19 protein-coding genes are annotated in these 24,741 nt (G+C 50.2%); 14 read left to right on the top strand and 5 right to left on the bottom strand.

Annotated elements, in window-relative coordinates:
* Positions 1-41: 41 nt before the first annotated feature.
* The 5 genes from gntT to fni all read right to left on the bottom strand — a co-directional run bounded on the left by gntT (position 42) and on the right by fni (position 5,680).
* On the bottom strand, positions 42-1,397 hold the full coding sequence (gntT, locus tag ACM1PF_RS16380; RefSeq protein WP_416676348.1) for a guanitoxin biosynthesis MATE family efflux transporter GntT: 1,356 nt from the start codon (positions 1,395-1,397) through the stop codon (positions 42-44).
* A gap of 95 nt (positions 1,398-1,492) precedes the next feature.
* On the bottom strand, positions 1,493-2,263 hold the full coding sequence (locus ACM1PF_RS16385; protein ID WP_416676349.1) for an alpha/beta fold hydrolase: 771 nt from the start codon (positions 2,261-2,263) through the stop codon (positions 1,493-1,495).
* Between the two features lie 192 nt (positions 2,264-2,455).
* Positions 2,456-4,237, bottom strand: coding sequence for a S8 family peptidase (locus tag ACM1PF_RS16390; protein WP_416676685.1), 1,782 nt, complete (start codon positions 4,235-4,237; stop codon positions 2,456-2,458).
* A gap of 37 nt (positions 4,238-4,274) precedes the next feature.
* Positions 4,275-4,583 carry a hypothetical protein gene (locus ACM1PF_RS16395; RefSeq protein WP_416676350.1) on the bottom strand — a complete coding sequence of 103 codons (309 nt, stop codon included), beginning with the start codon at positions 4,581-4,583 and terminating at the stop codon, positions 4,275-4,277.
* Positions 4,584-4,615: 32 nt separating this feature from the next.
* Positions 4,616-5,680 carry a type 2 isopentenyl-diphosphate Delta-isomerase gene (fni, locus tag ACM1PF_RS16400; protein WP_416676686.1) on the bottom strand — a complete coding sequence of 355 codons (1,065 nt, stop codon included), beginning with the start codon at positions 5,678-5,680 and terminating at the stop codon, positions 4,616-4,618.
* Positions 5,681-6,223: 543 nt separating this feature from the next.
* Between fni and ACM1PF_RS16405 the strand changes: the two genes are divergently transcribed.
* The 14 genes from ACM1PF_RS16405 (at position 6,224) to ACM1PF_RS16470 (ending at position 24,734) form a co-directional block, all read left to right on the top strand.
* Positions 6,224-8,266, top strand: coding sequence for an AGE family epimerase/isomerase (locus ACM1PF_RS16405; RefSeq protein WP_416676351.1), 2,043 nt, complete (start codon positions 6,224-6,226; stop codon positions 8,264-8,266).
* Positions 8,238-8,933 (top strand): DJ-1/PfpI family protein, encoded by a 696-nt coding sequence (locus ACM1PF_RS16410; protein ID WP_416676352.1) that lies wholly within the window; start codon positions 8,238-8,240, stop codon positions 8,931-8,933. Before ACM1PF_RS16405 ends, ACM1PF_RS16410 begins: the two co-directional genes overlap by 29 nt.
* 14 nt (positions 8,934-8,947) lie before the next feature.
* Positions 8,948-9,781, top strand: coding sequence for a type 1 glutamine amidotransferase domain-containing protein (locus ACM1PF_RS16415; protein WP_416676353.1), 834 nt, complete (start codon positions 8,948-8,950; stop codon positions 9,779-9,781).
* Between the two features lie 101 nt (positions 9,782-9,882).
* The gene (locus ACM1PF_RS16420; RefSeq protein ID WP_416676354.1) at positions 9,883-11,601 is read left to right on the top strand and encodes a thiamine pyrophosphate-binding protein; all 1,719 of its coding nucleotides are present in this window, start codon (positions 9,883-9,885) and stop codon (positions 11,599-11,601) included.
* A 39-nt stretch (positions 11,602-11,640) separates the two neighbouring features.
* Complete coding sequence (locus ACM1PF_RS16425; RefSeq protein ID WP_416676355.1) at positions 11,641-13,194, top strand: GMC family oxidoreductase; 1,554 nt, start codon at positions 11,641-11,643, stop codon at positions 13,192-13,194.
* A 94-nt stretch (positions 13,195-13,288) separates the two neighbouring features.
* Positions 13,289-14,083: a nuclear transport factor 2 family protein gene (locus tag ACM1PF_RS16430; RefSeq protein WP_416676356.1), complete on the top strand. Its 795-nt coding sequence runs from the start codon at positions 13,289-13,291 to the stop codon at positions 14,081-14,083.
* Positions 14,002-16,575: a hypothetical protein gene (locus tag ACM1PF_RS16435; protein WP_416676357.1), complete on the top strand. Its 2,574-nt coding sequence runs from the start codon at positions 14,002-14,004 to the stop codon at positions 16,573-16,575. Before ACM1PF_RS16430 ends, ACM1PF_RS16435 begins: the two co-directional genes overlap by 82 nt.
* A gap of 61 nt (positions 16,576-16,636) precedes the next feature.
* The gene (locus ACM1PF_RS16440) at positions 16,637-17,098 is read left to right on the top strand and encodes a hypothetical protein (protein ID WP_416676358.1); all 462 of its coding nucleotides are present in this window, start codon (positions 16,637-16,639) and stop codon (positions 17,096-17,098) included.
* A 20-nt stretch (positions 17,099-17,118) separates the two neighbouring features.
* Positions 17,119-18,267 carry an aldo/keto reductase gene (locus tag ACM1PF_RS16445; RefSeq protein ID WP_416676359.1) on the top strand — a complete coding sequence of 383 codons (1,149 nt, stop codon included), beginning with the start codon at positions 17,119-17,121 and terminating at the stop codon, positions 18,265-18,267.
* A 17-nt stretch (positions 18,268-18,284) separates the two neighbouring features.
* A complete protein-coding gene (locus ACM1PF_RS16450; protein ID WP_416676360.1) occupies positions 18,285-18,677 on the top strand; it encodes a nuclear transport factor 2 family protein in 393 nt (130 codons plus the stop codon).
* A 38-nt stretch (positions 18,678-18,715) separates the two neighbouring features.
* Positions 18,716-19,183, top strand: coding sequence for a VOC family protein (locus ACM1PF_RS16455; protein ID WP_416676361.1), 468 nt, complete (start codon positions 18,716-18,718; stop codon positions 19,181-19,183).
* 118 nt (positions 19,184-19,301) lie between these two features.
* Positions 19,302-19,946 carry a hypothetical protein gene (locus ACM1PF_RS16460; protein WP_416676362.1) on the top strand — a complete coding sequence of 215 codons (645 nt, stop codon included), beginning with the start codon at positions 19,302-19,304 and terminating at the stop codon, positions 19,944-19,946.
* Positions 19,841-21,748 (top strand): alpha-amylase family glycosyl hydrolase, encoded by a 1,908-nt coding sequence (locus tag ACM1PF_RS16465; RefSeq protein WP_416676363.1) that lies wholly within the window; start codon positions 19,841-19,843, stop codon positions 21,746-21,748. Before ACM1PF_RS16460 ends, ACM1PF_RS16465 begins: the two co-directional genes overlap by 106 nt.
* A 160-nt stretch (positions 21,749-21,908) precedes the next feature.
* A complete protein-coding gene (locus tag ACM1PF_RS16470; protein ID WP_416676364.1) occupies positions 21,909-24,734 on the top strand; it encodes a HEAT repeat domain-containing protein in 2,826 nt (941 codons plus the stop codon).
* Positions 24,735-24,741: the final 7 nt, after the last annotated feature.

Here is a 24,741-nt window from a genome sequence, read left to right on the forward strand (position 1 = left end):
TTTGATCCAATGACGTGGAAGCCTGCAATCGCCCCGTCTCCTTAACTCGGTAAAGGCTCCTGCTGCTGTAGCTTAAGTTGACCCAACGTTTTTGGAAGCTGTGTGCCCAGGATAATGGCGATCGTGGTGACATAGGCTACCAGCGACAGCCAGAGCAAATGATTATTTTGCCAGTATCCCGCAGACAGGGCGATCGGTAGAAACCCTACCCCAAACGCAACCAGTACTGCATTCCTCAGCATCGCACCCTCTTTCAAGCCAATGAAGTAACCCTCCAGCATAAAGGCGATCGCAGTCAGTTCCAGCAAGGGTAACAACCAGAGGGTGTAGTTAGAGATGTGCGCATTGACCTCTGTGTGATTGGTGAGCAAGCCAAAAATAGTATCTGGAAATAGAATAGCCACAACTGCAAAACTGAGGGCGATCGGTAAAGTCGTAAAAATGGAAACCAGCAGCACAGGAACTAACTGTTCGGTTGCACCTTTGCTCTTGAAATTCCCAGTGAGCGTTTGGGTCGTCATACCCACCCCCTGAATCGTGAACTGGCTGAGCAGGGCAATTTGCAACAGTAAGCCGTTCTGGGCCAGGGTGGCGGTTCCGAAAGTTGAACTCAGGTTTGTAAAAATAGCGTAGGTGGAAATGAGTACCAGAAAACGGATGAGAATATTTCCTTTCAACGCAACTGCATCCTTCAGTGCATTCGGTTCAAATACCTCTCGCAGAGCTGGCGTAACTTGATTCCAGGGGATCGTGAACCCCACGCCGATCAATCCAATCAACAAAGCCAGGTACTGACTGGCAGCCGTGGCCAACCCTGCCCCTGCACTGGCCCATCCCCATTGATAAATCATCAAGTAATCCAGCAGCACATTCGAGCCATTGCCCACGATCGACATAAACAACACCAGTCCATTGCGTTCTCGCCCCAGGAACCAGCCAATCAGAACAAAATTCAGCAACACCGCTGGAGCACCCCAAATTCGGCCATAGAAGTATTCCACCCCAGAAGCCTCTACTGCCTGAGTCCCGCTCAGAATAGCAAACCCCAATTTTTGGAGGGGATACTGTAGTGCCAGGATCACTAAACTGATCGCCAGCGCAATCAACCCACTCCGTAACCCTGCCAGCAAAACGCCTTTCGGATCATCCTGCCCTACAGCCTGCGCCGTGATGGCATTGGTGCTGGAGCGTAAAAACTTCAGTACTCGATACAAGTAGTCAAATAAAATAGAACCTAAAATTACACCAGCCAGATGGCGGATGTCTGTCAGATGCCCTAGAAATGCTGTGTCCACCAAGCCTGCCAGCGGCACCATCATGTTAGACAGCACACTCACTGACGACAGCCGATAAAACCGAGACAGAAAATTGTACTGACCAGGAAGGGTAAAAGCCATGAGCGAATCTACCGTTGAGCTTAATCAGAATTAATCTACTTCTCGCTACTATACCTGTCTAGTCAGAAATCGGCGATCGGCGATCGGCTGGTTACTCAGGCAAACCGCTTCATAAACGACTCACATACCGTTACCAGCTGAATTGGAATTTCCATCATCGGATAATGCCCGGCATTGGACATCACCTGTAGCTCAGCTTGCTTAAACCACTGAAGAATTGTTGCCTGAACGAACTCCGTCGGCACCCCCGCATCATGCTCTCCGGTGACAGCCAGAAACGGCACATTGCATCCCTGAACCTCTAACGCAAAGTCTTCATCTGCCCACATATGGAAGTAGTCTCGATAAGCTGCAACCGTGGTGGTTCGCAAAGATTCATCAATCATGTGTTGCTCCCAGATGGAAGTATGGCGATTCCCGGTTGTTACCCTACAAATCATGCCGCGATTCGCTGGAACTTCCCAGGCATTGGCAAACAGAGGACGACCCTCACCCAGATCAATTTTCATGGCAGGAACCGGAGAAATTCCAACAGCAGATTTAAGCCGTTCACTAAAGTGCGCACAGAGATACTGAGCCACTTTACCCATCATCGAATGCCCGATGTAGTGAAATTGCTGCCATCCCAAACTATCCGCCAGGGTAATCACATCCCTTGCGACTTCCGCATTCGTATGTTGCCCCTCCAAATGACGGGATTCGCCATACCCACGCGGATCGACAAAGCAGTACGTAAAGGTAGCCCGATCGAGCCAGGGATGCATCGGCTGAAACACGCTGCGATCCCCCAACCAACCGCCCATCACAATGACTTTTTCCGCACCATGACCCTGTATCTCGTGAGACAAAACCATAGATGTATTCATCAGAAAATCTACCACCATAAAACCGCTTCAAATCTAGCACTGGTTTTAAAGTACGTGGTAGATGATCGAGGCTACAAGTCAGATCTGAAAAGAGGTTGAGCAAATTTTGGGAATCAGCGCAGGCAAGATGCTCCCGCCACGGTTGGCTCAACCCGTTGCATCAACTTTTACATCCTTTACGAAACAGCATTATTACGAAACAGCATTATCCGCCGCCTTCGCGGACAAATATCCCAGGCCCAAACACAGCAAGGCATTCACCACCAGGAAACTGCGAGCGACTAGCCCATCTCCCAACCACATCATCGCTGGATCGATCGCCGCACTAATCGCCAAACAGGAGGCAACCCCCAGGGACGACCCCACCGCAAACCACTTCCAGGAGGGATGACCCAGCAGCAGGGCAACTAAGCAGAAAGGAATCAGGACGCTGGCAAAGAGGGGATTGAGCAACGGACTACCCTGAATCGCTCCGCCCAGTTCGGGAATGGAGCTACCCAGAATCCGGAAGGGGAATTGGGGAATGTCAAATCGGTATAGACCGCGCAGGAAGAAGAGTCCTGAACTTCCCGTGACCAATCCACTGGCTAAAGAAAAACTCCAGAACGGCAGATAGTTTTTCAGGAACCAGGCCAGCAGGTACGACCCCAGCACCATCGCAATCTTCGGTAACAGGGCCACCGCTCCGCCATCAAACCAGAATCTCAGGTTGAGGTAGCCATTGTCCCGCAGCCACCGGAAGAAATCTTTCACATCCAGATTGCCCCGTTGAGCCTCTTTGACAGCTTCTCCAGCATTCAATACCCCCGCGCCAAAATGATTCAGGGCATCATCGGGAATGGTCAGGGCAGATTCCTTCAGAATTTTGGCAATGGCATCGGGTTCTTCCACGCCAACGGATTTGATCATCGCTGCTACGCCTGCCACATGGGGAGCTGCCATACTGGTGCCCTGGAAGGAGAGAAAAGCGGGATTTCCCGTTTGCGGATCGATCGTCTCCTGCACAATGCCCCCTCCATCCCCATTCGCCTTGGAGCCACCGGGAGCCGCAATATCCACCCCTGCGCCAAAGTTGGAATAGGGAGCTTTCGCACCGCTGGAGTCTGTGGCAGAAACGGCAATCACATTAGGATAGCGAGCTGGGAAAGAAGCGGAACTGGTATTGGCATTTCCTGCCGCCGCCACAATCACCACACCCTTACTGTGGGCATAGTCGATCGCCGATCGCAGGATGATGCTGTCTCCCATCCCGCCCAGACTCATGTTGATCACATCGGCTCCATGATCGGCGGCAAAGCGAATTGCCTCAGCAATGTCAGTAATTTCTCCAGTTCCCGACGCACTCAACACCTTCAGGGGCATCAGTTTGGCTTCGTAGGCAATGCCTGCTACCCCGTAGTTATTGTTCGTAGATTGGGCGATCGTCCCTGCTACGTGGGTGCCGTGGCCATTGTCATCGGTCGCTTCGGTGCGGTTATTGACGAAATCGTATCCCTCGACAAATTTTGTATTCTTCAGATCGGGTACAGGACTAATTCCCGTGTCAATCACGGCGATCGTCACCCCTTCTCCCTTCGTCTGATCCCAGGCAGACTCGACGTTGATGGTCTTCAGGTTCCACTGCTTGTAGTAGTCTGGATCGTTGGGAACATCCAAAGCCCGATAGATGTAGTTAGGGTCGATCGCCTTGGTATACTGCCGCAGTTCAGACCGGCGCAGATCCCGGAGTAGATTTGCATCTCCCTCCACGACATAAACCTGCTGCTGTTCTGAAAATTCGCTGTTGAGCCGGGGAGTCACCCCAAAGGTTTGACTCAAGCTAGATAACTCGCTTTCAATCTGAGCGATCGTCAATTCCGGCTGAAAATCTAAAACGATCGATTCATAATTCCCCCGGTTTGCAGCTCCCGGATAGCTGATCAGTGCCCACAGTACCCCAACCACAAACAGACTTGTCAGCAGCAGTCTCTTCATCGCCCCGGCCCAACGTAGTGTGTTCATCCAAGATAGCTTATGGGAGTGAGGAGTGAGGAGTGAGGAGTGAGGAGTGAGGAGTGAGGAGTGAGGAGTGAGGAGCGAGGAGTGAGGAGTGAGGAGTGTTCGCGGAGCGTGGGCGCAGCCCGTAGGAGTAGCGCAGGCATCTTGCCTGCCAGTCAGATTGAGGGAGTGGGGAGTAGGGAGTTAGGAAGTGGGGAGTGGGGAAGAAAGGAGGGCAGGGATCTTGTCTGCCCGGAGGATTTGCCAGGAAGAAGAATTCAAATACACTGAAACTCTTGTGGGGTGGGCATCTTGCCTGCCCAAACTCTTGTGGAGTGGGCATCTTGCCCGCCCAGTCCACCCAGGGAAGCGGGATTATGGGTTGAGCTTCTCCAGAACGCCTGGTTTCCTCAGATCGGATAGGGTCGGACTCCCCGTACAGAACAACACGATCGCCATCTCTGCGATCAGAGCTTCGGTGAGGGCAGTCAGGGCGGATTCCGATTCGGCGGCTGCCTGAAGGAAGGGAAAAGCCAGTCCGGCTAAGTCGGCTCCCAGGGCGATCGTTTTGGCCGCTTCCAGTCCGTTGCGGAGTCCTCCAGAGGCGATGAGGGGAATCGTGGCAGCCATCGATCGTACCGCTGTGATGCAGTCAGCCGTGGGAATGCCCCAGTTGGCAAAGGTTTCTCCCAGACGACGTTGGAGGGGGTCTTTAGCCCGTTCACTTTCGACCTTCGCCCAGGAAGTCCCTCCGGCTCCAGCCACATCGATCGCCCTGACTCCCGCCTCAACTAACCGCTGGGCTACCGGCGCTGAAATGCCGTTCCCGACTTCCTTAGCAATCACGGGGACGGGAAGCTGACGACAAATTTGCTCAATTTTAGTTAGCAATCCTCGAAAATTCGTATCCCCATTGGTTTGAACGCTTTCCTGGAGCGGGTTGAGATGCAGAATCAGGGCATCGGCTTCCAGGCTATCCACGACACGCTGGCATTCCTCCAGACCGTACTGATAGTTGAGTTGCACTGCTCCCAGGTTGGCAAACAGCAGAATATCTGGCGCAACCGATCGCACCGCAAACGTCGCCATCACCTCTGGCTTTTCGATCGCCACTCGCTGGGAACCGACTCCCATTGCCAGTCCGTACTGCTGGGCCACTGCCGCCAACCGAAAATTAATCGTGCGGGCAAACTCTGTTCCTCCCGTCATGGAGGAAATCAGCAGGGGAGCCTTCAGTGGTTTGCCCAGAAACGTTGTGGATAAATCAATCTCACGGCGATCGAGTTCGGGGAGACAACAGTGGGTAAAGCGATACCGTTCCAAGCCGCTGGTCGTCTGAAACTGCACATCGTCTTCCAGGCAAACGCGCAAATGATCCGCCTTACGAGTTTGAGTCGCAGCAGCCTGTTCTGCTAAAGTCTGCGAGGCAGGTTCACCGATGGATGGATGGGTTTCTCCAAATCGCTCTAATCCAGTGGATTCGCTCAAAGCATTCGTGGGTAAATTCACAGGATGTCCAACAACTAAACTGCATGATGATTACCTTAATCGATCGCAGTCCCCTGTCTCTAGAGGCACCCATCACATTTTGGTAGTCCTAATCGAATTTTTCTTCCTCCTTTACGAAGGAGCACGACCAAATAGGGAAAATCCTCACAAATTCCTCAACTTCTTTTTCTACTATTAAACCTAGGAGTATGAGAGTTTCGCATTCAAGCTGTCAGCGTTCGTTTTGGTAAAAGATAAGTAGAAAACTTTACGTGTTTTAATTCTTGGTTAGTTTGAGTCAACTGAGTTCGAACAATTTGCAAACAATTTGCAATTAATTTGCGATTAATTTGCGATTAATTTGAGGTTAGCCAGTAAAAACCTGTGGCTTCTAGACCTCACAAGATGACGATGTGCATCTCCGGCTTTTCAAATTAGGATGCACTTCAATCAGCTTGGAATAATTAAATAAATGCATTTGAGTGAGAGGTAAGCATGAAACGATTTACTCTCAGTACAACGCTGATGGGAACAGTTTTAGACATTAAGCCAGACAATAAATTGTTCCAGGTAAAGTGTCGTAGCGGTGATGAATTTACGATTTCAGTGGGTAAGGAAACTCGATTTGAGTTGGTCAAGAATTTAGATGGAGCCAACCGCGATCGTTATCCCACACCACCGAATTTTTCGGGTAGCCCTTCAGATTTGATTAAAAAGTACCTCAGCCCGAATCGGTTAGTTGCCGTGCGGGGCGTGTACCAAGAGGATGACGACAACATTCACTTCAATGCCCGCATCATCTATTTACTGCAATCCCAACATGGCGATTTCTTATTTGAATCTCAAAATTGGTGGTTGAAACAAATTTCTCGGTTGGCTGATACCTGGCTCGGCTACATCTTTGAGGATAAGCAAACTTACATCATCGACGATTTCCGGCTATATCAGACCAATCTGAATATTACAGGATCCCCTTTCCTGAATAATATTCAGGAATGTGCCACCCTTTCCCGGCTAATCTATGGCTTGTCCTCTGCCTATCTTCTAACCGGCAACGAACGATTCTTGTCTGCGGCCCATGCGGGGGTGGAGTATCAGCGGGAAATCTTTCGCTGCTTAAGTAACGACGGCAGACGGTGTTTTTGGGCATTTGGCAAGCAAAAAACAGATTATGGTTATCGAGTGATCAACCATTCTTTGAATGATGATGACAGAGATACCCTGCCTCTGTACGAACAAATTTACGCCCTAGCAGGACTCGCTCAGTACTACCGCATTACCCTGGACTGGGAAGTCCTGGAAGACATTGAACGAACCATTCGGGCATTCAACGATTTTTACCTCGATCGAGAATCTGAATATGGCGAGAATGCCTTCGGAGATTACTTCTCCCATCTAGATTATGTGACGATGGACTGGAACAGTGAAGCCTTGGGGGACAACAGAGCACGGAAAAATTGGAACTCAATTGGGGATCACATCCCGGCTTATCTGGTGAATTTGATCCTGGCGATCGAACCTTTACCCGTTCATGCCTATAGTTACGAAGATTTGCATACCTTCATCAGTATTTGCAAGAAAATTCTCCATACAACGAGCAGCATTGTGCTGCAAAAATTCCCTGATCCCAATCCATCCGTTCCCTTTGTGAATGAACGTTTCTTCCGTAACTGGAAGCCGGATCACCACTGGCGCTGGCAGCAAGATCGGGCAGTGATCGGCCATAACTTGAAAATCTCCTGGAACCTGACTCGCGTTGCCAATTACTACTATTGCATGGTAGAGCGGGCAGAGAGCCAGAAAGAGGCGGCTGAGTATCAGCAATTCGCCAATCGGTTGATGAAGCTGGCCGATCAGTTGGCCATTAATATGTCCGAAGTTGGACTGGATCTTTTCCGCAGCGGTGTATTTGATGCAGTTGAACGCCATCCTGAGGATAGTACATTTCTGGAATTTCCCTGGAGCAATACAAAAGACTTTTGGCAACAGGAACAGGGCATTCTGGCTTATTTGATTCTTTACGGCTGCACCCACACCGAGCGCGATCAAAGGCAAGATTATTTGCAGTTAGCCCGTGAGCTGGAAGCATTCTGGAATTTGTTTTTCCTGGATCAGGAGAACAAAGGGATCTTTTTCCGCGTGACTGATATTGGCGATCCAGTTATTCAGGGCGACTACAGCAAAAAGGGTTCCCATTCTATCTCCGGCTATCATGCCTTTGAACTGAACTACCTGGCCCACATTTACAACAGCGTTTATGTCACCCACCATCCCTTCTGTCTTTACTTCAAACCAGGGACAAACTGCCGCAGACGATCGCTCAATGTGCTGCCCGACTTCTTCAAGCCGGGTGTGCTGGAAGTCACCCGAATCACTGTGGACGGAATTGAACGTAGCACGCTGGATCGAAGCAACTTCCGCATTGAACTGAACGAAGATGAGTCCCAATTCGGCTCAGAGGTAGAAGTTGTTGTAGAGTTTACGCCAGTTGGGGCGAAGGACAAAAAACATGAACACAGCAAGAATTCTGGACGGTAAAAAGATTGCCGTACTTCTAGAAACTGAATATATTTCGGAGGAAATTGCTGCCTACCAAACCCGCTTTCCTGAACTCGGAGCAACTGTTCACCTGATGTCAAGATTATGGGGGAATCCAACCGTTCGTTTTGTCAGTGATGTAGACCAGCCTGGAGAATCACCTCAACAACTGGATGTGACGATCGACTTTCAAGATATAGATATTAACGAGTATGCGGCTGTGATTATGGCAGCAAATTACACCAGCGTTCGCCTGCGCTACTTCCAGCCCCCTGCTGGGCAACTCATTCATCCAGAACAGGTTCGGTCAGCGCCTGCCGTACAATTCTTCGCCAGGGTAATGGCCAATCCCAAAATTATTAAGGGTTTTCTCTGTCATGGATTGTGGATTTTGACCCCTATGCCTGAACTGCTGCAAGGGCGACGAGTCATCTGCCATGAGGTGGTACTGGCCGACATTGTGAATGCAGGCGCGATCTACGTTCCTACCTCTGAAAACATTGTGGTGGACGGAGATATGGTGACAGGACGATCGGGACAGGATGTGTATGCCTTTATTGCAGCGATCGCCCAGCAAATTGTCCGTTGCGATCAGGGGGTATCCCTCTTTGACGAACAATCCCTCAGCCCAATTCAATCTACACAATTACAGTCTTTGCATACTTGATGGAGGTTAAACAGATGACTAAAAAAATTCTCACAGTGCTCTCTGAGTGGGGCTATTGGGGCGAAGAACTGGTCGGGCCGCTGGAAACCTTTGATACAGCAGGTTATGCAGTAGACTTTGCCACACCGACTGGAAAACGCCCGGTAGCACTCACTCCCAGCATGGATCCCACCTATATTGATCCCCCCCTGGGGCGACCTGTGGTTTCCGATGAAATGGCTCAAAAAGTCAAAGCCCTGGATGATCCCCAGAATCCCCGTCTCGATCACCCCATCAGCCTGAAGGACTGGTTACCAGAACGCCCGTATTGGAGTTCTCCTAAATTCATTCGGGAAATGGAGGCATATTACAGAGCGTTGGATGAGGTGCGCGATCGAGATTTGCCGCAGTATGATGCGCTATTAATTGTCGGCGGAAGTGGCCCGATTGTTGATCTAGTCAACAATCAGCGGGTACATGATTTGATTCTTTGTTTTCGGCAATTAGGAAAACCGATCGCAGCAGAATGTTACGGGGTTGCCTGCCTTGCCTTTGCCAGAGATATCGGCGATCGCAAGAGCATTCTTTGGGGCAAGCATGTCACCGGGCATTGTCTGGAATATGACTATAAAGATGGCACAGGATTTGCAGTCCAAGATATCAATATCGGCCCGCCGCCATATCCATTGGAGTATATTCTGCGGGATGCCACTGGGCCCGAGGGGCAGTTTCACGGCAACGTCGGTAAAGAAACCTCGGTGATTGTGGACTATCCATTCATTACAGGTCGTTCCACACCAGATTCCTATTTGACAGGACACAAAATGGTCGAAGTTTTAGACAAAGGGCTAACGCGCTACGGTTGGTAATTGGATTGAGAATTGGATAACTGATTGTATTCGCTGTAGACCACAACCTGAAAACAAAACTTACTCCAGTTCTCAACCTGATCATTGCGAGGATAGAGACTATGGTTGGTAAACCTGGGCGTTGTGTCATCCTTGAGCAATTTCTAGTCGATGGCATGCATTATATGTTTGGCAATCCCGGTACATCAGAAGAGGGATTTCTGGATGCACTGCGGAATTACCCTGCGCTCCAGTACATTCTGACGTTGCAGGAGTCGGTTGCGGTGATGATGGCGGATGGCTATGCCAGGGCAACGCAAACCCCTGCTCTGGTGCAACTTCACAGCACTCCAGGATTAGGCAATGGCATCGGAGCATTGTACCAGGCGAAACGGGGTCATTCCCCCCTGGTGGTGATTGGTGGAGATGCCGGCATCAAATATCAGGCAATGGAAGCTCAGATGGCGGGGGATCTGGTCGCCATGGCCGAACCGGTTACGAAGTGGTTCACGATGGTGATGGAGCCATCTTCGCTGCTGCGAGTCCTGCGTCGCGCCATCAAAATTGCCATGACTCCGCCAAGGGGGCCGGTGTACGTTTGCTTGCCCCTGGATATCCTGGAGGCTCCCAGCCCTGAAATCGTGCAACCCACCTCACTGCTGGACACCCGAGCATTACCCGATGAGGAACGGCTGAAAGCGGCGGCTCAAATGCTGGCATCCGCCCACAAGCCCATGATTTTCGTGGGAGATGGCATTGCTTTTTCCCAGGCGCAAGCTGAACTGACTCGCGTTGCGGAACTGTTGGGAGCGGAAGTGTGGGAGGCGGATACGGGAGAATTCAACATGGATTATACCCATCCCCTCTACCAGGGAACGACGGGCCATATGTTTGGGCATTACAGCTTTCCCATAACTTCCAAGGGAGATGTGAATCTGGTTTGCGGTACCTATCTCTTACCAGAAGTGTTTCCCAGATTAGGGAATATTTTTGCTGCGAATGCGAAGGTGATTCACATTGATTTAGATACTGATGCGATCGCCAAAAATTATCCGGTTGATCTGGGGCTGCTGGGCGATCCCAAGGTGTCTCTAGCCAGGCTAGCAACGATTCTGGATGAGATTTTGACCTCAGAGCAGCGATCAAATGCGGAAATGCGATTCATGAGAATGACACTAGAAAAATCTGCCAAACAGGAATCTGAACGAAAGACCGACCAGCAGGTTTGGAATCAGGCACCGCTCCACTTTGCTCATGTGGCTGAAGTCCTGGCAGACTACCTGCCGGAAGATACCATCCTGTTTGACGAAGCATTGACCTGCTCCCCAGCACTGACCCGCTATCTTCCCCCGACTCAACCCGGACACTATTTTCTGACCCGTGGTGGTTCGCTGGGAATGGGGATTCCAGGGGCGATCGGCGCTAAACTGGCCCATCCCAATCAACCCGTTGTGTCCGTGACCGGAGACGGAGCAGCCATGTATACGATTCAAGCCCTCTGGACAGCGGCTCGTTATGACATCAATGCCAAGTTCATCATCTGCAATAACCGTTCCTATCGATTGCTGCAACAAAATCTTTTAGCCTATTGGCAAGAACGCAGTATGCCGGGGCACGACTTTCCGCTGAGCTTTGATCTATCCCAACCGGAACTCCATTTTGATCAAATGGCGCGATCGATGGGCGTTGCAGGGATTCGTGTAGAACAAGCCCGTGAGATTGCACCAGCGATTCAAAAAGCACTGGCTTACGAGGGGCCTTTTTTGATTGATATGGTGCTGGAGGGAGATATTCAGCCGGGTTTGATTGGGATGGAAGCGAGACCGTCAGATAGACCTTGAGCAACATGATTTTTCCCAGTAGGACTGAGGAGATAAATTATGAATTTTGAACAGACATTTGATTATGTGATTATTGGGGCAGGATCAACGGGTTGTGTGTTAGCCAACCGCCTGAGTGCCCATCGATCGATGAATATCCTCCTCCTGGAAGCGGGTGGCCCAGACAGTAATCCTGATATTCACACGCTCAATACCGTGGTCGGACTGTGGGGCACTGAAGTAGACTGGCTGTTTTTCACTGAACCACAGCCAGGCTTGAATCAACGCCGGATCACTTTAAACCAGGGAAAAGTTCTGGGGGGTGGCAGCTCTATTCACGCCATGATGTATATGCGCGGGAATCGAAAAAACTTCGATCTCTGGAATGCACTGGGGAACGAAGGCTGGAATTATAGTAGCGTCTTACCTTACTTCAAGAAATCTGAAGATTATGAATTGGGAGAAGATGAGTTTCATGGGGTGGGTGAGCCAATGCCCGTTCGCAAATGTCCCAACCCCAGTCCAGTGGCGATCGCCTTCTTGAATGCAGCGATGGAATTGGGTTATGCCGGGCCAGACTGGGATTTTAACGGGGCTTCGCAGGAAAATGGGGCAGGTCTGGTGCAGTTTAATATGACGAAAGATGATCGGCGGGCAAGCTGTGCAACGGCATTCTTAACGCCGATCCTCGATCGCCCCAATTTGACCGTAGAAACCCATGCCCTGGCCACCCGACTGCTGTTTGAGGGCAAGCGAGTTGTGGGGGTGGAATATGTTCAACAGGGCCAAACCCATCAGGTGAAAGCGTCCCAGGAAGTGATTCTGAGCGCAGGTACGATTCTGTCACCTAAGCTGCTGATGCTGTCTGGAATTGGCCCAGCGGCAGCCTTACAATCCTTTGGCATTCCCGTTGTAGTGGATCTGCCGGGGGTTGGACAAAATCTGCACGATCACCTGCGGCTGCAAGTCATCTATCAGTCGAAGCAGGAAATGCCAGTGCTGGATTTGTTAGCGGAGGTCGCCCTGTTTACCCACTCCCGTGATGCAATGCCGGCTGCCCCACCGGATATTCAAATCAACTTCAGTGCGGGCTTACCGCAACTCACCCCACCCGGATTTACCGCCACTGGCCCCGTTTCCATTTTCGTTCCCGTGCTCGTCCAGCCCCAAAGTCGGGGTGAAGTGCGGCTGCGCTCAGCAAACCCCCAGGATCCTCCCGTGATTGATCCCCACTATCTTGAGATGCCAACGGATTTAGCAGCCTACGTGCGGGCGATCGAACTGTGTCGAGAAATGGCCAGTACCCAGTCCTTTGCCGACTTTAATGATGGTGAGATTGTGCCGGGTTTGGATGCTGATCTGGAGCAGTACATCCGCAACTATGCCGAAACCATCTGGCATCCGGTGGGAACCTGCAAAATGGGACGTGATGCCATGGCGGTTGTTGATCCGCAACTCCGGGTGTATGGCGTGGCAGGATTGCGGGTCGCTGATGCCTCAATTATGCCAACGGTTTCCAGCGGCAACACGAATGCCAGCTGCGTCATGATTGGCGAGAAGGCGGCCGATCTGGTGCTGCAATCGAGCAAACGTGCCGTTGCGGCCTCGGTCTAATGTCCTATCCTACCTTGCCTCTAAACCACAAATTCATTCCACATCAGTGTTCTGCGGGAAGCGGAGCAATCAGGAGTGCGGGAGTAAAATTATTATGAAACGATTTCCTAAATTGATTCGTCTGGCGAGCTTAGGGCTGGCGGCCAGCCTCAGTATTACCAGTCTTTCCAGTATCAGTTGTTCCCAAGATGCTGCCGATACGGCCCCGATCGAAGCAGATCCACAACAGTTGGTCAATGACTATGGGGCGGCATTATTCAATCCCCTGCTGGTGGAAGGTTTTACGGAACAACTCACCCGCAACGTTGAATGGCGCATGGATGGGGATCCCGATCGCCTTGGGTATGCGGGTAATTATCGGGGCAGGGATGCGGTGCAGGAGTTTTTTACCAATATGGCCCGCACCTTTCTCTGGACAGGGTTTACGCCCCTGGACATTTTGACGGAGGAACAGGAAACGCTTTGGGGAGGGCAAGAAACCCGGGTGGCCGTTCGGGTGGCGCAAACGGGAAAGGGCACCTTCACCGGGCAAAACTTTGAAGGAGATTTTGTCTATCTGTTGACGCTGGGTGAAGATGGACGCATTTCTTCCTTTGAAGGATTTTATAATACCTACCCTGCTGCTGCTGCTGCAACGGGGGTCGTTGCTCCCAATATTCCTGATACTGATCCACTGACTGGACAATCCGTAACCGTGGATCAGACCATTGATCGGGAAATGGCGCGTCAGGTGGCGATCGATACCTGGGAAGCCTTAATTGAAAATAACTTAGAACAAGCAGCGGCATTAAATACGCCGGATACACAATGGAGTTTTGCGATCGGTGGGCCAACTTTTTACCCTATGTGCGATCGGCGCAGGGATTTACCTCAGATGGCCAGCCGCTGAATCCAGACTTCAGTAACGCGGGAGAGATTATTACCCAAATTATGCTGCCTCGGATGAATGTGGTTGCACCAGGTAATCTCACCATTCAAGAAACCTTTGCGGATGGCAATCGGGTCATGGTTCACCTGCGGGAAACGAATGCCGCTGCCCTGGAAACTGGCAACCGCTATGACCTGGATATTTTTAGCTGGATGACCGTCAATGCTGAGGGCAGAGTTACCTCAAACCAGGTGATTGTCGATACCTATTCCACCGTCGAAGCCCTGCGTCCTGATGCCCTGTTTCCGCTCCCTGGCTCTCCGCAGCAAGCCCGACACTATCCCCCCTTCTTTGTCACGGGTAGTCGGGTGAATGGACTGGTCGTGGGGTTTGATCAGCAAGGCAATTACATCGGCGTTGTCGGACAGGCGAATCCAAACGACAGTCAATTGGCCCAGCCGAGTGCGATTACCTATGGCCCGAATGGCGATCTCTATGTTACTTCCAGCGATGCAGTCGATCGGACTCGCGGTAATGAAATTCTGGTCTATGACGGGGTTTCGGGAACATTTAAGGGGGTATTTGGGCAGGCGACTAATGCCGAAAGCGGCTTGCTGAATCCGACAGGAATTAAATTTGGGCCAGACGGCAATCTTTATGTTGCCAGTGCCTATACCTCTCAAGTTTTGCAGTATGACGGCCAAACGGGAGATTTCATGGGGGTGTATGCCACCCGCAATAACGGCTACCCTGACAATATTGTTCCAGAGGAGATGCCCATTCCTGATTTCACGGTGCTGGTCTTTGGCCCCGATGGCAATCTCTATGTCACCAGCCTGCTGGAAGGGGCTGTCCTGAGCTACGCTGGCCCGAATGCAGCCAACCCGGGTGAGTTTTTGGGTGTGTATGGCCAGGCCAACCGTGACGATAGTGAACTAACGGAACCACGGGCGATCGTCTTTTGCCCCGATGGCAATCTCTATGTCACCAGTGCGGCAATGGGACGAATCTTGCGCTACGCGGGGCCGGCTCAGGACAATCCGGGTGCCTTCCTGGGCGTTTATGCGGATATTACCAGCGAAGTCAGCACGGAAATGAATGTGCCAGATCTGGACTTCAACCAGGATGGTCGGCCCGATCGCGTGATTCAAAACGGTTTGGGATTCGGTTCCGATGGCAATCTCTATGTCAGCAGTTCGATCGAGTTGGCGGCTGACCCCATCCCCATGCCTACTGGCGGTAGTCAGATCCGACGCTATGCTGGCCCACTCCAGGACAACGCAGGGGCGTTTCTCGGGGTATTTGGTCAGGCGGATACTCCGAATGCTCGTCTGTTCCTGCCCACCACGCCCGAATTTGCCCACAGCGAGAATTCGTTCCCCTTGGCCCAACGGTTTAACTCGATCGCTTTTGTGGTGGGAATTAACACCGATCGGGCTGCCGATGCCGCCGGAACACCCGGCTTCTTCCAGAGCGATGACACGGATGCCCTGGCGGCCTATGACTCCAACATGCAGTTTTTGGGGTTCTTGAACCAGAATTTGCTGGGCCCAGACAATCCCCTCGACGGGATTGGGGGAGTCACCCTGGCCCCGAATGGTCATTTGTTGGTGTCCAGCCAACTGTCCAGCCAGGTACTTCAGTTTAACAGTTTGACTGGGGAGTATATGGGAGTCTTTGGTGATGCCAGTCCTGAGGGCACAGGGGACGACCCAGATACCGATGAGAACGAAGGACTTAATTTTGCGGCTGGCATTACCGTCGGGCCCGACAATAACGTCTATGTCACCGATCTGGGAAACAAACGCATTCTCCGATTTGATGGCTATACTGGGCGGTTTTTAGATGATCCCAATACTCGTGAGAATGAAGGTGTCGTCGTACAACTGACGGATGAAGCAGAGGTCCGCTTCACTGATCTGGCGTTTGGGCCGGATGGTCGGATTTACATTGGCTTGAATCCACCGTTAGAACAACCCGCCCTGGGGACAGCAGAAGTACGGGTTTATCGTCCCGATGGCACGCTGGAAGCCCAGCTCGTTGGCACCGATCGACGGCTCGACTTTGTGGCAGCCTTAGATATTGGCACTGACGGTCGGCTTTATGTGGGGGATGATCCCGCTTCCCTGGTTGATCCAGCAGTGGGTCAACCCATTGATCCCGATCGCCAGAGTCGTATTCTGGTCTACGATCTGCCTAATGTTCATCCTCTGTTTGTGAATCCTGAAACGGGACAGGGAGATCCAGACGGTGTTCGCCAACTGCCGCAGCTTGTGAATGAATTTGAGATTGGCATTGGAAATGCAGGCGGACTGACGGTAGACACAGACGGCACAATTTACGTGAGTCAACCGTGGTTCGGACAAGTTGCCCGATACAACAGCAATGGTGAATCGCTGGGTACATTACCCAATCTGCGCCTGCCGGATGTTGCCCTGCTGGAAAATGGGGGTGTGGATGCAGACGGTCGGCCTCGCCCCACGGGTTCAATTTTTGTTAAACCCATGCAGTAGCAGCCTTTGAGTTCATAGCAATTCAGTTCATAGCAATTCAGTTCATACAGGAGCAAAATTGATGAATCCAAAACTATCAACGGCTGGAACAGCTCCGATCACCGAGGCGGAAGTCCGTGAACTGGTGGCCACCTGGTATCAAAACCTGGATGTCCACGCACCCCTGCCAGAACTAACCCCGATGTTGATTGAAGATGGGCTAACAATGGTGTTTCCAGAAATGACCGTGGAGGGACTGGCAGGTTTTCAACAATGGTATGAGCGAGTCGTGAATATTTTCTTTGATGAAGTCCATACAATCAAAGACATTCAGCTCATTCCTCAGGACGATCGCACACAGGTAAAAGTCGTCGTGAAATGGGAAGCGAGTCGTTGGTTTCCACCCTCTCCTTACAGTGAACGAATCATTGCAGATGCTTATCAAACTTGGGAAGTAATGCGATCGCCCGTGAGTCATTGTCCTGTCATTTTCACATACACAGTCGATTCTCTGGAATATGACGACAATTCCGTCAGGTTGTAGCAACGACGAGGTAAGAACAGATGAAATATAAACTATTGGGCAGAAGCGGTCTACGGGTATCAGAGATTTGTTTAGGCTGTAGCACCTTTGGCACGAACTGGGGCACCGTCGGGGTCGGGAAGGAGGAGAGCCGCAAAATCTTTGATGCTTTTACGGAAGCAGGCGGCAACTTTTTAGATACGTCTAATCGTTATCAGGAAAGTCAGTCTGAGGTGTTTTTAGGGGAGTTTATTCACCCCAACCGCGATCGACTGGTTATTGCCACGAAATATTCATTGTTTGATGGATTTGCCGATTTTGATGACCCTAATGGCTGCGGGAATCACCGGAAGAACCTGGTGCGATCGGTAGAAAACTCGCTCAAACGGTTGAAAACCGACTACATTGATCTGCTCTGGGTGCATATCGAAGATTACACCACGCCAGCAGAGGAGATGCTAAGAGCCTTGGATGATCTGGTGCGGCAGGGGAAGCTTCTTTACATAGGGGTCTCCAATTTTCCTGCCTGGTGGATTGCCCGCGCCAATACTCTGGCGGACGTTCACGGCTGGTCGCCGTTTGTGGCCACTCAAATTGAGTGGAGCGTGGTGGAGCGATCCTGTGAACCGGAATTTCTGCCTATGGTGGATGAACTGGATATGGCGATGGTGGCCTGGTCGCCCCTGGGGGGAGGAATCGCTAGTGGCAAATACAACCGGGGCGCACTGAATCCGAAGGAAATTTATCGGCTGGCTCCTCAACTCGACCCCGATAAGCCAGTGATGTGGACGGATGCCACAACCCGTAACCTGGCGATCATGGATAAGTTTGTCAAGTTCGCAGATGAGATGGGTAGACCTCCGGCTCAGGTCGCCCTACGCTGGCTGATGCAGCAACCTGTGGTCACGATCCCCATTTCAGCCGTCAGAAGTGTGGGACAAATTCAGGAAAACCTGGGGGCTTGCAATTTTACCCTCACCGATGCGGAAATGCAGCAGATTGATTCCATCACTCGTCCCGCGATCGCCTCGGTGATGCCAGAAGTGGGGCCCTATCCCTATCCAATGCTGGAGTATGGTAGCCCAGCCATTCCTGGTTTCTACTCGCGCGCCCTCCTCTTTGGCAATGTTGAATACAAGATCGAAAACCATCGCCGTAAATTCCCTTACAAATTCCAACCCAGTACCTGAGATCAGGAGGTGTTGATATGGGGAACGCACCAGATACTCCCCTCGGAAAAATGTACGAATCACATATTCAAATGATTCTAGACAAAGACATCGAAGGACTATTGAATCAGTATACTGACGATGTCCTGCTGATCAGTAGCTTTACGAAGGAACCTGCTTATTACAAAGGGCGGGAACAGCTCAAAGAACACTTCCAGGGCATTCTAGGGATACAGGGATTGGAGGTTGATTTGACCTTTTGGGCGGAAACCGATGATCCCCAAACGTTAATGATTGTGGAAGCCATTAAGACGCAAACCGAGGCAGGTGAAGCCACCATGAGATTTGCCGATAGCTGGGTATTGCGGGATGGCAAGATTGCTATTCACTTTGCGGGTATGGTGCAGTATCCCGATGGTTCGATCGCCTGATACCTTCCCTGTTTTATCTGATTAAGGAGCAAGCTGTTATGACCACACCATCTTTTGCTCATGTCAGCATTAATTGCCGGAATCTAAACGCCTCGGAAGCCTTTTATACACAACATTTCGGCTTTCAGCGAGCCAGGGTCGTTCCCCTAGGCGATCGGCAAATTGTTTTCCTGAAATCGGGGACGGTGTACCTGGAGCTGTTCCAGGCGGAAGGAGAATCTCTCTTACCCACACCAACCCACGATGGTCATTCCTACCCCGGTTGGCGACATATTGCCTTTCAGGTGGACAACGTCGATGCCAAACTGGCGGAAATGGGAAAAGCAGCCCCCATTACCCTCGGGCCCCTGAGCTTCGATGACTTTATTCCAGGCTGGCGATCGGTGTGGATTGCTGATCCAGATGGCAACATTATTGAAATCAGTCAGGGATATGTCGATCAGGAGCATCCTCCTGAATTTCAGGGCGATTCCTCCCAGCAACGGGCAGAAGTTGCGATCCCATGACGGATTGATGTTTTTGGTAGGGGCGAAGCACTAAGAATGCGATTTCTCAACTCCTATATCGCAAGTTCGATTACGCCCCTACTTTCCTCCCTTGACCATTCATCCAAAGCGGCACACTATGACTACTATCCCTGTGCAATTTACCTATTTCACCGGATTAAGCCAAAAAATTTTTGATCGCGTCCGCTTATCCGGCAGTTGGGATCAGAACGGTCGTTACTCTGAACAGTGGACTACGGTGCCAATGCAGCCGTTCACTGCGCCAGATGGATGCCCTGGATTCACGACAACGGTTCAGTTCGATCCATCCCAGATGGGGTATCTCTTCCGCTGGGGAATTGTATTAGACAGTCCCCAGGGAAAGGATTTGTGGGGCATTCCGACGGAAATCAAAGACCGGCATTCCCGCGATCGGTTTCGCAGTTTTACCCTCCAGTCGCCGAACCATTCTGGGCCTCAACAGGAACGCTATTACCTGACCCACTGCCGCTGGCTCGGTGCCCAAAAGTCTTATCTACCGGGTCAAGCAACCCCTGCCGTCCAGTTTGCAGTCTGGGCCCCTCATGCACGCTCCGTCGAGGTGGTGCTGGGGAATTTACAGAGTGGCTATATTGCGGATGATGGATGCGGAATGGATGCCCATTTAGGCCCTTCCCAATGGTTCGGACTGAGGCAGGAATCTGGCAAACGGATGTCACGCTTTCTCCAGAATTGGTCAACTTTACAGACTTTGACCACAAGCCCTATATGTTCAGAGTGGTGAAAGACGATGGTCAGGTTGCTTACCGCACCGATTTATATTCTCGCTGTCAGATCGGGCAGGGCAATTTTGATCCCAAGGGACAGCATTACAGCGATAAATACACTGAATTGGACGGAACTAAAAGCTGTTCGGTTGTCGTCGATCCCGATACCGTCACAACCCATTTTCAGGCAGCCCATTTTCCTGAACTGGAGTTTGTGCCCCAAGAACTGTTCTGGCAGGCAGAGTTCCATCCCGATCGCCCAGTTCCCCAGCGAGTTGAGGATCTGGTGATTTATGAACTGCATTTGGGCGCACTGGGCTATGGCAAGAACCGTCCGGGAAATTTCCAGGATGCCATGGAATTACTGCCCTATCTGGTTGAATTGGGGGTGAATGCGATCGAACTGCTGCCCCTGGCTGAATTTCGCGACAAGGTGAACTGGGGCTATGAAACCTCCCATTACTTTGCCCTGGAATACAGTGCAGGCGGCCGCGATCAGCTCAAACACTTTGTCCGAGAATGTCACCGCAACGGGATCGCTGTGATTCTTGATGTGGTGTATAACCATTACAATCCCGATGGAGAAAGGGCGGAATGGAACTATGACTCCAATGTACCGGAACGAAATATCTATTACTGGTATGAAGGGCGTGCCTCCGACTATCCTGATCCCAGTGGTGGCTATTTAGATAACTGGTCTACAGGATATGCACCACGTTTCCATGAAGAGATGGTGCGTAAGTTGTTTATTAGCAGTGCGGCGACGTTAATGACCGAATTCCATATTGATGGATTTCGAGTAGATCAAACCACGTCTATGCATTCATACAACGTCCTTCATGCCGATGGTCGTTCGATCGCGGATGCCAATCTCTTCGGGGCCAAGTTTCTGCGGGAATGGACCCGTACCATGAAGCTGATCCAGCCCCATGCCATGCTGATGGCAGAAGACCACTCCGATTGGGATCTGGTCACAGAACCAACCGATGCAGGCGGATTAGGATTTGATGCCACCTGGCACGCTGATTTCTATCACCACCTTATTGGCGACACGCGACCCGGAACCGATTATGCCAAGCTGATTCCGACTGCTGGCACAGGCACGGATGAGCCGTTAGCGATGGATCGCTTTGCCGGGGTTCTGGCTCGGTCAGGGCATCGGAAGGTAGTCTATCACGAATCCCATGATGAAGCTGGGAATTCCTACTATGAAGCCGGAGGACAAAAAATCTCCTCGCAACGCACGATCGTCTCTGCTGTGAATGGTGCCCCATTGGTGGGTAAAACTCGTCACGTTGCGGAAGCTCGGTGTCATTTTGCGGTGGGGATGGCGATGCTTTCGGCGGGAACCCCGATGTTCTTGATGAGGGAAGAGATTGGTGCCCAAAAACCTTACCGCTACGAGGATTTTTCTGAATATAAGGAAGATTTACTGGGTGAGAAGACTGGAGATGGCGCAAAGCTATTTCAGTTCTACCGAGATCTGATTCAATTCCGCCATGCCCATTCAGCCATCCGATCGCACAACATCGATATTGTTCATGTTCACAATGACAACCGCGTTATTGCTTTTAGACGATGGGATGAGCAGGAGGAATTACTGATTGTCGCCAGCCTCAACAATTATCCATTTACCCACGAATACGTGATCCAAAATCCTCGAATTGGCGATCATCAATGGCACGAGATTTTTAATAGTGACGCGATCGTCTACGGAGGGTCTGACATCGGTAATTTTGGCGAAACGATGGTTTCTATGAATGGCTATGTCCACCTGGAAATTCCTGCCAATGGATTTGTTGTGTTTCAAAGACTTTGAAGTGATTCTCTTTCCTGTATGAATTTCCGAGGATAGAAATATTCCTAAGTCGCTTTAACCCACAGTTCAAAATTTTGCAAATCCAAGATTTAATCTTCAGAGCCTCAATCAGAGAAAATCAAACCTTTTTCGGATGCTCACTATCATTGGGGTATCGACTATGAATAGTATTACACGCTGCAAAGCTTTTTACATTTTTGCTATTACTCTGTTCAGCATTTTACCATTCACTGCTGAAAGAAACAGTTGGACACAACCTGGTGATGTCCATAGGTCTCTCCTGTTGAGTCAGCTAAGTGATAGAGATGCAAATGAAGAGGAAGATTTTGGTAACTTTAATACGTTGAGCCAAATTGCTGCAACTGATCCAGCTCATAGTAACGAAGCAATTCGCATTTTAATAGATGCACTCAACGATCCAAGCCCAGAAATTCGCAGAAGTGCTGCGATCGCCTTAAGAAACATTGGTTCAGGGGCAGAAGCCGCAATTCCAGCACTGGCAAGAGCACTTCAAGATCCAAATACTGACGTACGTAGAAGTGCTATTTTAGCCTTGAGAAGTATTGATGCGACACCAGCCATTAATGATATCATTCTTGCCCTAAACGATACCGATAATATTGTTCGAGCAAGTGCAGCAGAAGCTCTAAGAAGTACAGGAGCACAAGCCCAAAATGCGCTTCCTAAAATGATTGAGATGCTGCAATCTGATCCAGATGGTGATGTCCGTAGCAGTGTGGCAGTTGCGATCGCTTTGATTAACGAAGACATCCGCAGTAGTGCCGATCCCACTTCACCAGAGATTGTCTCTAGCAATAGAACTATTGTTCGTGCCTTGAATCAGGCATTGAATGATCCGTCTTGGCTTGTCCGCCGTGCATCTGCTGAGGGCATTAACAGCATGGCTCAAGGTGGTGTAGCTGTACAAGAGACTATACCAAACCTCCGTAAGGTACTGCATGACCAAAATGGAACTTTACGCACTTATGCTGCTCTGGCTCTGGGAAGTATTGGAGCAGACGCTAATGCTGCTGTTCCTGACCTGAAACAACTTCTGACGAATGATGAAAATCCCTACGTTCGTGGTATTGCAGCAAGTGCCTTAGGTCGCATACTGGCTAGTCAGGATAAACTTGATGTGGAGGATCAAGCTGCGATTGAACAACTCATTAACGCTCTTGAAAATCATGAGTCTATTGTTCGTAGGAATGCCTTGGCCGCTCTGAATGAACTAGCTGAAAGCCTAGAGGGGAAAGTTGAGGAAAAGGGAATCGAGCTAGACTTAGCAATTGCATATGTCCAGCAATCAGCAGCGAAACTGAGAGATCCTGAATTGGGCTATGAAGAAGCAGATATTAGGAAGTGGGAACTTTACCTTAGGCGGTTGACCAATAGAAGAATCGAATATGAAATCGTCAACGCAACGATTAAAAATCCTTGGGTTTGGATTTTCGGTGCTTACTTCATCTCTCACCTAGGACTTTTTTTACTTCGCCCCCTCTGGTTATTAAAAATTGACCAGATGTTGAAACCCCTTGGGTTTGTGATTACTCCGATCGGAATGGAAATATCACCACGACATTTAATAATTGGGAAATATCACCCCAGAGTTTTAGATGCATGGGTAGCAGCTCACTTTAAATCAGTGCAAGAAGAATTTCAGCAAAAAGACACCGTTCATAACCGAGAGATATACATTCCTACCTCCGTTGTTTTGAATGGTCGAACGATTGCTCAACTTACCAGCAAAGACTTGCGCACAACCTTCAAGAAACATTTGTTAATTTGGGGCGAAGGCGGATCAGGCAAGACGAGCCTCGCCTGCCAAATTGCAAGATGGGCTATGTCAGACGATCCTACAGAACGTCTTTATGAACATCAAGTGTTACCCATTCTAGTGGAAGAGGATTTGGAACACAACTCTGAAGCAGAGGAAGAACCCCTATTCGCAGCAATTAGAGGGCAATTAGAGGACTTAACGGATGAATCAGAATCTATTTCCGTGGAGTTATTAGAGCATTTACTACGGAAACGACGCATCCTTGTCATTATTGATCACCTTTCTGAAATGAGTGAGGAAACCCATCAACTCATCCGCCCAGACTTACCTGATTTTCCAATCAACGCTTTGATTGTTACATCACGCAGCGAAGAGAAACTAGGTCACGTCACTAAGGCAATTATTAGACCGCTTCGTATTGAAGGAAACCGACTTTCATCCTTCATGGAGGCGTATTTGATGCAGCGGGGTAAACGCGACCTGTTCACAGATGCAGAATTTTTTACTGCTTGTAGTCGGTTATCTTTGATGGTTGGTCAACGTAACATCACGCCATTACTCGCCAAACTATATGCTGAACAGCTAATTACGGCAAAGATTGGGGTGATTCAAGATAATCCTTTACAACTGCCCGACAATATTCCTGATCTAATGCTGAGTTACCTCAACGAACTAAATCGACACGTCCAAGAAGAGGATAAGCTAGACGATCGAACAATACATCACGATGCCAAAGCTGTGGCTTGGGAATGCTTAAAGCAAAACTATCGACCTATATCAGCAAAGCGAGAAGATGCACTTAATGCAATAGGCGGGGAGGACGCAGAAAAACGTCTCCTTTACTTGGAGAAGCGATTGCATTTAATCCAAACCATTAGTCCATCAGAAGATCAGGTGCGTTTTGCACTCGATCCGCTCGCTGAATACCTTGCGGCTCTGAATTTAGTGGAATCCCATAAAAATGACAAAGAGTTCTGGTTGGCATTTTTAGAGCAGTTAGGTAGCAAGTTGGCAACCCCCAATGGTATGACCGGTTTCTTGATGGCACTACAGGATTGTTGTCTTGCCAAAGAGAAAGACCTGAATGTGCCTGACTTTTTGATTGAGCATTTGAATGGACTACAAAGCAAAGAAGATAGAGAACCAAATTTCCTGGTAAATACAATTAGCCGAACAGTATCAACAATTCAATCAGAGAAAAGTTGATTGTGCG

Origin of the sequence: Egbenema bharatensis FJBBOT/2019, from assembly GCF_048077055.1 — a bacterium.
In the GTDB taxonomy this organism is placed as follows: domain Bacteria; phylum Cyanobacteriota; class Cyanobacteriia; order Elainellales; family Elainellaceae; genus Egbenema; species Egbenema bharatensis.